This is a genomic window from Flintibacter sp., from assembly GCF_046973065.1.
Map to the genome: position 1 here is coordinate 1 of NZ_JBKVXZ010000046.1, position 11,266 is coordinate 11,266.

The 11,266-nt window shown below is 60.2% G+C and carries 8 protein-coding genes; 5 read left to right on the plus strand and 3 right to left on the minus strand.

Annotation, left to right across the window (positions count from 1 at the left end; genetic code table 11):
* On the minus strand, positions 1–3,355 hold a 3,355-nt coding region (gene nifJ, locus ACLTXB_RS14075; protein WP_428227442.1), incomplete at its 3' end, for a pyruvate:ferredoxin (flavodoxin) oxidoreductase.
* A 415-nt stretch (positions 3,356–3,770) separates the two neighbouring features.
* Between nifJ and ACLTXB_RS14080 the strand changes: the two genes are divergently transcribed.
* The 3 genes from ACLTXB_RS14080 to ACLTXB_RS14090 all read left to right on the plus strand — a co-directional run bounded on the left by ACLTXB_RS14080 (position 3,771) and on the right by ACLTXB_RS14090 (position 7,797).
* On the plus strand, positions 3,771–5,273 hold the full coding sequence (locus ACLTXB_RS14080; RefSeq protein ID WP_428227443.1) for a YifB family Mg chelatase-like AAA ATPase: 1,503 nt from the start codon (positions 3,771–3,773) through the stop codon (positions 5,271–5,273).
* A gap of 78 nt (positions 5,274–5,351) precedes the next feature.
* Positions 5,352–6,524, plus strand: a complete 1,173-nt coding sequence (thiI, locus tag ACLTXB_RS14085; protein WP_008980101.1) for a tRNA uracil 4-sulfurtransferase ThiI — start codon at positions 5,352–5,354, stop codon at positions 6,522–6,524.
* A gap of 13 nt (positions 6,525–6,537) precedes the next feature.
* The gene (locus ACLTXB_RS14090) at positions 6,538–7,797 is read left to right on the plus strand and encodes a competence/damage-inducible protein A (protein WP_428227444.1); all 1,260 of its coding nucleotides are present in this window, start codon (positions 6,538–6,540) and stop codon (positions 7,795–7,797) included.
* A 27-nt stretch (positions 7,798–7,824) separates the two neighbouring features.
* Here the strand turns inward: ACLTXB_RS14090 and ACLTXB_RS14095 are convergent, their stop codons facing one another.
* On the minus strand, positions 7,825–8,106 hold the full coding sequence (locus ACLTXB_RS14095; protein WP_243142131.1) for a DUF1294 domain-containing protein: 282 nt from the start codon (positions 8,104–8,106) through the stop codon (positions 7,825–7,827).
* 94 nt (positions 8,107–8,200) lie between these two features.
* Between ACLTXB_RS14095 and ACLTXB_RS14100 the strand changes: the two genes are divergently transcribed.
* On the plus strand, positions 8,201–8,704 hold the full coding sequence (locus tag ACLTXB_RS14100) for a cob(I)yrinic acid a,c-diamide adenosyltransferase (protein WP_008980098.1): 504 nt from the start codon (positions 8,201–8,203) through the stop codon (positions 8,702–8,704).
* A gap of 85 nt (positions 8,705–8,789) precedes the next feature.
* Here ACLTXB_RS14100 and ACLTXB_RS14105 read toward each other — a convergent pair whose 3' ends face one another.
* A complete protein-coding gene (locus ACLTXB_RS14105; RefSeq protein WP_428227445.1) occupies positions 8,790–9,110 on the minus strand; it encodes a hypothetical protein in 321 nt (106 codons plus the stop codon).
* On the opposite strand from ACLTXB_RS14105, the gene ppdK reads away from it, so the two are divergent.
* Positions 9,104–11,266: pyruvate, phosphate dikinase (ppdK, locus tag ACLTXB_RS14110; RefSeq protein ID WP_428227446.1), on the plus strand; the 2,163-nt coding region annotated here is incomplete at its 3' end. The two genes, ACLTXB_RS14105 and ppdK, sit on opposite strands and share 7 nt — an antisense overlap.

Here is an 11,266-nt window from a genome sequence, read left to right on the forward strand (position 1 = left end):
TGCCCTCGGCCTTCAGAGCGGGGTTGAACCGGAACAGGTTCCAGTAGCCGCACTCAACAGCCTTCTTCATCTCGGCCTGGCAGTTAGCCATGCCGCCCTTGATGGAGTGCATCTCACAGGGAGCGTAGCCGATGATCAGGGAAGGACCGTGATAGGCCTCAGCCTCAGCAATGGCCTTCAGAGTCTGGTTCATGTTGGCGCCCATGGCGATCTGAGCCACATAGACGTAGCCGTAAGTCATGGCGATCTCAGCCAGGCTCTTCTTGGCAACGGTCTTACCGGCAGCAGCGAACTGAGCCACCTGGCCGATGTTGGAAGACTTGGAAGCCTGTCCACCGGTGTTGGAGTACACCTCGGTGTCGAAGACGAACACGTTGACGTCCTCACCGGAAGCCAGCACGTGGTCCACGCCGCCGAAGCCGATGTCATAGGCCCAGCCGTCGCCGCCGAAGATCCACACGGACTTCTTGTTCAGGTACTCCTTCTCAGCCAGGACGTACTTGCAGTCCTCGCAGCCGGCAGCAGCGCCCTTCTCCAGCTCAGCAACCAGAGCCTTGGTGGCCTCGCCGTTGGCAGCGCCGTCGTCCTTGGTGTCCAGGAAGGCCTGGATGGCAGCCTTGGCCTCAGCGGGAGTAGCCTCGGCAGCAACCATGGCCTCCAGCTTGGTGATCAGGCGCTCACGGATAGCCTTCTGGCCCAGATACATGCCCAGGCCGTGCTCGGCGTTATCCTCGAACAGGGAGTTGGCCCAAGCGGGACCCTTGCCCTCGGCAGTGGTGGTGTAGGGAGAAGTAGCAGCGGGGCCGCCCCAGATGGAGGAACAGCCGGTGGCGTTGGAGATATACATCCGATCGCCGAACAGCTGGGTGATCAGGCGAGCATAAGAGGTCTCGGCGCAGCCGGCGCAGGAGCCGGAGAACTCGAGCAGAGGCTTCTTGAACTGGCTGCCCTTCACGGTCAGGTCGGTCACATCGGCCTTGGCGGAAACCTTCTCCACCATGTAGTTGAAGACCTCCTGCTGAGCAGCCTCCTGCTCCTGAGGCACCATGGTCAGAGCCTTGGTGGGACACACGCCGGCACACACGGTGCAGCCCATGCAGTCCAGGGGGCTGATGGCCATAGCAAACTTGTACACGCCCTTGCCCTTGCCGGCCTTCACGTCCACGATCTTGGCAGCCTCGGGAGCGGCAGCAGCCTCCTCCTCGGTCAGCATGAAGGGACGGATGGTAGCGTGGGGGCAGACGAAGGAGCACTGGTTACACTGGATACACTTGGTAGCATCCCAAGTGGGAACCATAACGGCCACGCCGCGCTTCTCGTAAGCGGCAGCGCCCAGCTCGAAGGTGCCGTCCACGTGATCCACGAAGGCGGACACAGGCAGGCTGTCGCCGTCCATGCGGTCCACGGGATCCAGGATGTCCTGAACCATCTTCACCAGCTTGGCGGGACCGGTCAGGGCAGAATCCTTCTTCACATCCTCGGCGGTAGCCCAGGAAGCGGGAACGTCGATCTTCACGAAGGCGGTAGCGCCGGCGTCGATGGCCTTGTGGTTCATGTCCACGATGTCCTGGCCCTTCTTCAGGTAGGACTTGGTGGCGGCATCCTTCATGTACTGGATGGCCTCCTCCTGAGGCATAACCTTAGCCAGGGTGAAGAAAGCGGACTGCAGGATGGTGTTGGTGCGCTTGCCCATACCGATCTTGGCAGCCAGGTCAATGGCGTTGATGGTGTACAGCTGGATGTTGTTGGCCGCGATGTAGCGCTTAGCGCTGGCGGACAGGTGATGCTCCAGCTCCTCCATGTTCCACTGGCAGTTGATCATGAACACACCGCCGGGCTTTACGTCGCGGACCATGGGGAAGTCCTTGGTGACGTAGGAGGGGTTGTGGCAGGCCACGAAGTCGGCCTTGTTGATGTAGTAGGGGCTGCGGATGGCCTTGTCGCCGAAACGCAGGTGGCTGATGGTCACGCCGCCGGTCTTCTTGGAGTCGTACTGGAAGTAAGCCTGCACGTACTTGTCGGTGTGGTCGCCGATGATCTTGATGGAGTTCTTGTTGGCGCCCACGGTGCCGTCGCCGCCCAGGCCCCAGAACTTGCACTCGATGGTGCCCTCAGCAGCGGTGTTGGGGGCGTCGTGCTCCTCCAGAGAGCTGTTGGTGACGTCGTCCACGATGCCGATGGTGAAGTGGTTCTTGGGAGCGTCCTGAGCCAGGTTCTCATAGACAGCAAACACGCTCTTGGGCGGGGTGTCCTTGGAACCCAGGCCGTAACGGCCGGCCACGACGGTCTTGTCGGTGATACCGGCAGTGGACAGGGCAGTGATGACGTCCAGATACAGAGGATCGCCCAGAGCGCCGGGCTCCTTGGTGCGGTCCAGGACGGCAATCTTCTTGGCGGTAGCGGGGATGGCAGCGATCAGCTTGTCCGCACGGAAGGGGCGGTACAGGCGGACCTTGATCAGGCCGACCTTCTGGCCGTTGGCATTCAGGTAGTCGATGACTTCCTCAGCCACGTCGCAGATGGAGCCCATGGCGATGATGACGCGGTCAGCATCCTCAGCGCCGTAGTAGTTGAACAGCTGATAGTTGGTGCCCAGCTTCTCGTTGACCTTGCCCATGTACTCCTCAACGATCTCAGGCAGAGCGTCGTAGTAGGGGTTGCAGGCCTCGCGGTGCTGGAAGAAGATGTCGCCGTTCTCGTGAGAGCCGCGCATGGTGGGACGCTCGGGGTTCAGAGCGCGCTTGCGGAAGGCCTCAACAGCGTCCATGTCGACCATCTCAGCCAGATCCTTGTAGTCCCAAATAGCGACCTTCTGGATCTCGTGGGAGGTACGGAAGCCGTCGAAGAAGTTGATGAAGGGGACGCGGCCCTTGATGGCGGACAGGTGAGCCACAGGAGCCAGGTCCATGACCTCCTGCACGTTGCCCTCAGCCAGCATAGCAAAGCCAGTCTGGCGGCAGGCCATAACGTCGGAGTGGTCACCGAAGATGTTCAGAGACTGAGCAGCAACGGTACGGGCGGACACGTGGAACACCGCGGGCAGCAGCTCGCCGGCGATCTTATACATGTTGGGGATCATCAGCAGCAGGCCCTGAGAGGCGGTGTAGGTGGTGGTCAGGGCGCCGGCGGCCAGAGAGCCGTGGACGGTACCGGCAGCACCGGCCTCAGACTGCATCTCAATAACCTTAACGGTGGTGCCGAAGATGTTCTTCTGGCCCTGAGCAGCCCACTGGTCCACATAGTCGGCCATGGGGCTGGACGGAGTAATGGGGTAAATGCCGGCTACTTCGGTGAAGGCATAGCTGACATATGCGGCCGCATTATTGCCGTCCATGGTTTTGAACTTTCTTGCCATAGAGTTCCCTACTTTCTTCCTTATTCAATCGTTCTCTGAAAAACCGATTCCCCATGGATCCGGTTTTCCAGGGAGTCTCTGCCCTATTTTACTGTCTCTCCGCCGGAATGCCAATTGTTGAATTAGTTATAAGAATTATAACTAATTACTTATAATTGCGCATAGCAGCGCCGCTCCCGGGCAGTTGGGAGCGGTTTGTGTGTTTCGACGGGAAATAGTTTATCACTTTTTCCCCCTTTTGTAAATTCATCCACCTGGATTTTTCCTTGTTTTTCTCACAAAGTTGAGGGTTCGTATTGCAATATTTCTTGCAAAAGCTTACAATGAGCTACAATGGAGCCTCTATTTTTTGGGCTGTTATCGGTCTTTACCCATAAATTTTTTCTATCTTCTCCTTGAATTGGAGGATTTTACCATGGTTTACAACGTGCGTTCTCTCGGCCTGCATGGTATCGCCGGTTATTCCGTGTCGGTGGAATGCGATCTGTCCAGCGGCCTGCCCGCCTTCACCATTGTGGGTCTGCCAGACGCGGCGGTGAACGAGGCCCGGGAGCGAGTACGCGCCGCCATCAAAAACTGCGGTTTCTCCTTCCCGGTCAGCCGTATCACCGTCAACCTGGCGCCTGCCCATGTGAAAAAGGTGGGCACCCTCTATGACCTGCCCATTCTGGTGGGCCTGCTGGCGGCAGCCGGACAGCTGAAAATTAAGGCCCAGGACTGCGCCTTTGTGGGGGAGCTGTCCCTGTCCGGCAAGCTGCGTCCGGCTGCTGGGATGCTGCCCATGGCTCTGCACGCCAAGGCGGAGGGCATCCGCGCCCTCTTTGTCCCCAGCGCCAACGCCGCCGAGGCCACCCTGGCCGGCGGCCCGGCAGTCTACCCGGTGGACCACGTGATGGATCTGGTACGCCACTTTACCGGTGAGGCCCCCATCTCCCCCGCGCCCCCTTGGTTGGGTGAGACTGCCCCAGAGCCCGGTCCCGACTTCTCCGAAGTGAAGGGCCAGGATGCGGTAAAACGTGCTCTGGAGATTGCCGCCGCTGGTGGCCACAATATTTTAATGGTGGGACCGCCGGGCTCGGGCAAATCCATGCTGGCTAAACGCCTGCCCTCCATTCTTCCCGACCTCACCCAGGAGGAAGCTCTGGAAGTCACCCAGATCCACTCGGTGCTGGGCCTCACCGACTCCAGACACCCTCTCATCACCCGCCGTCCGTTCCGTTCCCCCCACCACAGCGTCTCTGCCGCCGCCATGGCCGGAGGGGGTTCCAATCCCAAGCCGGGGGAAATTTCTCTGGCTCACCACGGGGTGCTGTTTCTGGATGAGCTGCCGGAATTTCAAAAGGATGTGCTGGAGGTGCTGCGTCAACCCCTGGAGGACGGGCAGGTTCAGATTTCCCGGGCCTCCGGCTCGGTGGTCTACCCCAGCCAGTTCATGCTGGTATGTGCCATGAACCCCTGTAAGTGCGGATGGTACGGTCATCCCTCCGGCCGCTGCCGCTGCTCCGAGGCGGAGGTCCAGCGCTACCTCTCCCGGCTCTCCGGTCCTCTGCTGGACCGCATCGACCTGTTTGTAGAGGTGGCCGCTATGGAGTTTGACGAGCTCGCCCGCCGCGCTCCTGCTGAATCCTCCGCCGCCATCAAGGCGCGGGTGGACGAGGCCCGCGCCATCCAGAACCGCCGCAGCACCAGCAACGCCCACCTGGCCCAGCCCCAGTTGGAGGAGTGCTGTGCTCTGGACGACTCCTGCCAGAAGATCATGCGGGGCGCCTTTGAGCGCATGGGCCTCACCGCCCGCAGCTATGACCGCATCCGCCGGGTGGCCCGCACCATTGCCGACCTGGATGAAAGCGAAGAAATCCAGCCCCAGCACCTGGCCGAGGCCCTGCAATACCGTCCCCCGGCCTATTTGAGGCGCTGAACGGTCAAAATACTGGACATATCCCGGTTTTTTCATTATAATATTTGATTACCCATGACCGGAAAGGAACTATTGATTATGAACGAGATCATTCTGCTCAAGCTGGGTGAGCTGGTCCTCAAGGGCCTGAACCGCCGCAGCTTTGAGGATAAACTGCAAGCCAACATCCACCGCCGCCTCCACCCCTTTGGCCAGTTTAAGGTGTACACCCGCCAGTCCACCACCTATGTGGAGCCCAAGGACGACACCTGTGACGTGGAGGGCGCCTACGAGGCACTGACCAAGGTCTTCGGCATTGTAGGCATCTCCCTGGCCCGCCCCTGTGAGAAGGACAAGGACGCCATTTTGGCCTGTGCCAAGGAGTTTCTGGACGACCAGCTCCGTGCCGCCCGCACCTTTAAGGTAGAGACCAAGCGGGCCGATAAGACCTTCCCTATGACCTCCATTCAGCTCAGCCAGTATGTGGGTGGGGAGCTTCACGAGGCCTATGATAACCTGGAGGTAGACGTCCACCACCCCGAGCTCACGGTCTACGTGGAGGTGCGGGACTATGCCGCCTACGTTCACGCCCAGCCCCAGCCCGGCGCCGGCGGCCTGCCCGTGGGCATCAACGGCCGTGCCGTCTCTCTGCTGTCCGGCGGCATCGACTCCCCGGTGGCCAGCTGGATGATCGCCAAGCGTGGTGTGGCTCTGGAGATGGTCCACTTCTTCTCCTATCCCTACACCTCCCCCGAGGCGAAGGAAAAGGTTCTGGAGCTGGCTAAGCTCCTCACCCCCTACACTGGGCGCCTCACCGTCCACGTGGTCCCCTTCACCGCTATTCAGGAGGAGCTGCGCCGCTCCTGTCCGGAGGAACTCTTCACCGTCATCATGCGCCGCTTTATGATGCGTATTTCTGAGGCGGTGGCCAAGCGGTGCGGAGCCAAGGCGCTGGTCACCGGCGAGTGCCTGGGCCAGGTGGCCAGCCAGACCATGGACGCCATGATGGTCACCGGTTCTGTGGTGGACCTGCCCATCCTGCGCCCCTGCGTGGGCATGGACAAGGAAGAGATCGTCCAGATCGCCCGGAAGATCGGCACTTTTGAGACCTCCATTCTCCCCTACGAGGACTGCTGCACCGTCTTTACCCCCCGCCACCCCCGTCTGCGCCCCATGCCCGGCGAGGTGGCCGAGGCCGAAAAGAATCTGGACATTGACGCCATGGTCCAGGCGGCCGTGGACGGCATCGAGCGGGTTCAGGTGAACCTGTAAGGAGGCGCAAACCATGGCTCATACGGTCGAAATTTTATCGGTGGGCACGGAACTTCTGCTGGGCAACATTGCCAACACCGACGCCCAGATGCTCTCTCAGGGCTTAAGCGCCCTGGGGCTCAATGTCTACTGGCACACTGTGGTAGGAGATAATCCCCAGCGCGCCAAGGAGGCGGTGGAACTGGCCCGGAAGCGGGCGGATATTATCATCACCACCGGCGGTCTGGGTCCCACCTGCGACGACCTGACCAAAAACGTGCTGGCCGAGGCTTTCGGCAAGAAGCTGGTCTATGATGAGGAATCTCTGGAGCGCATCAAGGCCTATGGCAAGGCCACCGGCCGCCCTTTGACCGAGAACAATTTTCAGCAGGCGCTGGTACCCGAAGGGTGTACGGTTCTGACCAACGACTGGGGCTCTGCTCCCGGCTGTGCCTTTGAGGCCGATGGCGTCCATGTCATCATGCTCCCCGGCCCTCCCAGTGAGTGTACCCCCATGTTCCGCTACCGGGTTGTTCCCTATCTCCAGGCCCTGTCTGAGGGAGTCATCGCCTCCCACACGCTCAAGCTCTTCGGCATCGGAGAGTCGGCCATGGAGGCCCAACTGCGGGATCAAATGAACGCCATGGCCAACCCCACCCTGGCTCCCTACGCCAAGGAGGGCGAGTGCGAGCTGCGGGTGACTGCCAAGGCTCCCACCATGGAGGAGGCTCAGGCTCTTCTGCTGCCCAAGGTAGAGGAGCTGAAACAGCACTTCGGAGCCCTGGTCTACGGAGTGGATGTGCCCTCTCTGGAATTCGTAGTGGAAAACCTGCTGCGGGAAAAGGGGCTGACCATCGGCACCGCGGAAAGCTGCACCGGCGGACTGATGGCCAAACGGCTCACGGATGTGTCCGGAGCCTCTCAGGTGTTCAAGGGCGGCATCGTCTCTTACACCAATGAAGTAAAGCACCACGTTCTTGGGGTCCCCCAGGAGCTTCTTGATCAATACGGAGCCGTATCCGCTCCCGTAGCCAAGGCTATGGCAGAGGGCGCCCGGCGCGCTCTGGGATGCGACATCGCCCTGTCCTCCACCGGCGTAGCCGGTCCGGACAAGGACGATTGGGGCAATGAGGTGGGTACCATGTTCGTGGCTATCGCCACCCCGGAGGGAACCCACGTGCGGGAGCTCCATCTGGGCAACCGCCCGGTGCGGGCGCGGCTGCGCACCCAAACCGCTCACCACGCCTTTGATCTGGCCCGGCGGTATGTAAGCGGCCTTCCCCTGGAAGACTAAAAGCGGGCGGCATACGCCGCCCGCTTTTTATTTGAACTTCCAATAGAGCCAGCCTGCCAGTGCCAGCTGGAGCACCAGCAGAGCGGGCAATCCATAGCGGAAATACCAGTGCTTGGTCTTGTGGTGGAACACCCGCATTCCAAGGATTGCTCCCACGGTTCCCCCCAGCAGGGGAGGCAAAAACAAGCTTTTTTCGGAAATACGCCACGCACCACGCTTGGCCCGGCGCTTGTCGATTCCCATAAGCAGGAATCCCACCCCATTGATGAGCAGCAGATATAGCCCAGCTATTTGCATGATATCTTTCATAATATGAGCCCTCTTCCAGGAATTTGGGCCATTTTACCTGATTTTTCTCAAAAAAACAACCCCGCTTTTCAGAGCGGGAGAAGGAGTTTTTCCCATGCTGCATCTCTACTGTGGAAATGGAAAAGGAAAGACCACTGCCGCTATGGGCCTGGCGCTCCGGGCCGCCGGACGGGGCAAACGTGTCGTCATCGCCCAGTTTCTCAAAGGAGCAGACAGCGGCGAGCGTCTCGCTCTGGCCCGCCTGCCCCAGGTCACCCTGCTGCCCGTTCCCGACGCCGTCAAGTTTTCCTTCCGCATGTCGGAGGATGAGCGCCGCTCGGAAGCCCAGCGCTATCAAGACCTGCTGAAGCTGATCAGCCGCACGGCCCGCGGCTGCTTTCTCCTGGTGCTGGACGAGGCCTGCGCGGCTGTGAACACCGGTCTTCTGCCTTTGGAGGATCTGCTTGCCTGCCTGGACAGCCTGGAATGTGAGGTCGTGCTTACCGGACGTGACCCGGCTCCTGAACTGATGGAGCGGGCGGACTATATCACCTCGATGGAGGCGGTACGCCATCCCTTTGAGCAGGGTATTACCGCCCGGGAGGGTATTGAGTTTTAACTAGTTTGCCATAAGCTCGCTTCCAGCGGATTCTTTTTCCCATCTAACTTTCCTTATTCTCATCTATCTGTCTTTACGAGACGCCTTATCCCGGCGTCTCTTTTTCTTTTGCACAATTTCTTTCCTTTTTGTTTACTTTTTCTTCCTTTAAGCATTTTCTTAAGCAGAATAGTGAATTATTTTCTCTGAGCTCCATAAAAACCGTGAAAAATATCCAAGAACCGGTTGCAATATTTCCTTCAAATAGGTATAATATTTGCGCGGTAATTTCGTCGCTTTCCGAAAGGCGGCGGTACCATCGGTATGAGCGGCGCCGGCGTATCCGGCATTCGGCTGTTCCACGTGAGAAGGGGACAGGCCTTTGCGCCCCCGCCGTCATCACAGAAAGGAATGAAGTAAATGGCAAACAAGTTTGTGTACCTCTTCTCCGAAGGCAACGGCTCTATGCGTGAGCTGCTGGGCGGCAAGGGCGCCAACCTGGCCGAGATGACCAACCTGGGCATGCCCGTGCCCCAGGGCTTCACCATCACCACCGAAGCCTGCACCCAGTACTATGAGGACGGCGAGAAGATCAACGACGAGATCCAGGCCCAGATCATGGAGTACATCACCAAGATGGAGGAGATCACCGGCAAGAAGTTCGGCGATCTGGAAAACCCCCTGCTGGTCTCCGTGCGTTCCGGTGCCCGCGCCTCCATGCCCGGCATGATGGACACCATCCTGAACCTGGGCCTGAACGAGGACGTGGTTGAGGTCATTGCCAAGAAGTCCAACAACCCCCGCTGGGCTTGGGACTGCTACCGCCGCTTCATCCAGATGTACTCTGACGTCGTCATGGAAGTGGGCAAGAAGTACTTCGAGGAGCTCATCGACGAGATGAAGGCCAAGCGCGGCGTCACTCAGGACGTGGAGCTCACTGCCGAGGACCTGAAGGAGCTGGCTGGCCAGTTCAAGGCTGAGTACAAGGAGAAGATCGGTGCCGACTTCCCCTCCGATCCCAAGGAGCAGCTCATGGGCGCCATCAAGGCCGTGTTCCGCTCCTGGAACAACCCCCGCGCCATTGTTTACCGCCGCATGAACGACATCCCCGGCTCCTGGGGCACCGCCGTCAACGTGCAGTCCATGGCCTTCGGCAACATGGGCGATGACTGCGGCACCGGCGTAGCCTTTACCCGTAACCCCGCCACCGGCGAGAAGAAGCTCATGGGCGAGTTCCTGACCAACGCCCAGGGCGAGGACGTGGTGGCCGGCGTGCGTACCCCCATGCCCATCCAGGAGATGGCCGACAAGTTCCCCGAGGCCTTCAAGCAGTTTGAGCAGGTCTGCCAGACTCTGGAGAACCACTACCACGACATGCAGGACATGGAGTTTACCGTGGAGAACGGCAAGCTGTACATGCTCCAGACCCGTAACGGCAAGCGTACCGCTGCCGCCGCTCTGAAGATCGCCTGCGACCTGGTGGACGAGGGTCAGATCACCGAGCAGCAGGCTGTTGCCATGATCGATCCCCGTAACCTGGACACCCTGCTCCACCCCCAGTTCGATCCCGCCGCTCTGAAGGCCGCCACTCCCGTGGGCACCGCTCTGCCCGCTTCTCCCGGCGCTGCCTGCGGTAAGATCGTCTTCACCGCCGACGACGCCAAGGATTGGGCCGCTCGCGGTGAGAAGGTGGTTCTGGTCCGTCTGGAGACCTCTCCTGAGGACATTGAGGGCATGGTCGCCTCTCAGGGCATCCTGACCGTCCGCGGCGGCATGACCTCTCACGCCGCCGTCGTAGCCCGCGGCATGGGCACCTGCTGTGTCTCCGGCTGCGGCGCCATCAAGATGGACGAGGCCAACAAGCAGTTTGAGCTGGCCGGCCGCGTGTATCACGAGGGTGACTGGCTGAGCCTGGACGGCTCCACCGGTAACATCTACGGTGAGGCCATCCCCACTGTGGACGCCTCCATCGGCGGCGAGTTCGGCCGCATCATGGCTTGGGCTGACAAGTACCGCCAGATGAAGGTCCGCACCAACGCGGATAACCCCCGCGATGCCAAGCAGGCCATGAAGTTCGGCGCCGAGGGCATCGGCCTGTGCCGCACCGAGCACATGTTCTTCGAGGCTGACCGTATCCCCGCCATCCGTGAGATGATCTGCTCTGACACTGTGGAGCAGCGCGAGAAGGCTCTGGAGAAGCTGGAGCTCATGCAGCAGGGTGACTTCGAGGCCATGTACGAGGCCATGGAGGGCAACCCCATCACCATCCGCTTCCTGGATCCCCCCCTGCACGAGTTCGTTCCCACCGAGGAAGCTGACATCGAGCAGCTGGCCAAGGACATGAATAAGTCCGTGGCTGACATCAAGGCCATCATCGCCGGTCTGCACGAGTTCAACCCCATGATGGGTCACCGTGGCTGCCGTCTGGCTGTTACCTATCCTGAGATTGCTGTGATGCAGACCAAGGCTGTCATCAAGGCCGCTCTGAACGTTCAGGCCAAGCACCCCGAGTGGAACATGGTTCCCGAGATCATGATCCCCCTGGTGGGCGAGGTCAAGGAGCTCAAGTATGTTAAGGACGTG

Excerpts from the sequence above, each read along its gene's own strand:
- thiI (WP_008980101.1), top strand. The coding sequence starts at position 5,352 with ATGAACGAGATCATTCTGCTCAAGCTGGGTGAGCTGGTCCTCAAGGGC.
- ACLTXB_RS14095 (WP_243142131.1), bottom strand. The coding sequence starts at position 8,106 with ATGAAAGATATCATGCAAATAGCTGGGCTATATCTGCTGCTCATCAAT.
- ACLTXB_RS14080 (WP_428227443.1), top strand. The coding sequence starts at position 3,771 with ATGGTTTACAACGTGCGTTCTCTCGGCCTGCATGGTATCGCCGGTTAT.
- ACLTXB_RS14090 (WP_428227444.1), top strand. The coding sequence starts at position 6,538 with ATGGCTCATACGGTCGAAATTTTATCGGTGGGCACGGAACTTCTGCTG.
- ACLTXB_RS14100 (WP_008980098.1), top strand. The coding sequence starts at position 8,201 with ATGCTGCATCTCTACTGTGGAAATGGAAAAGGAAAGACCACTGCCGCT.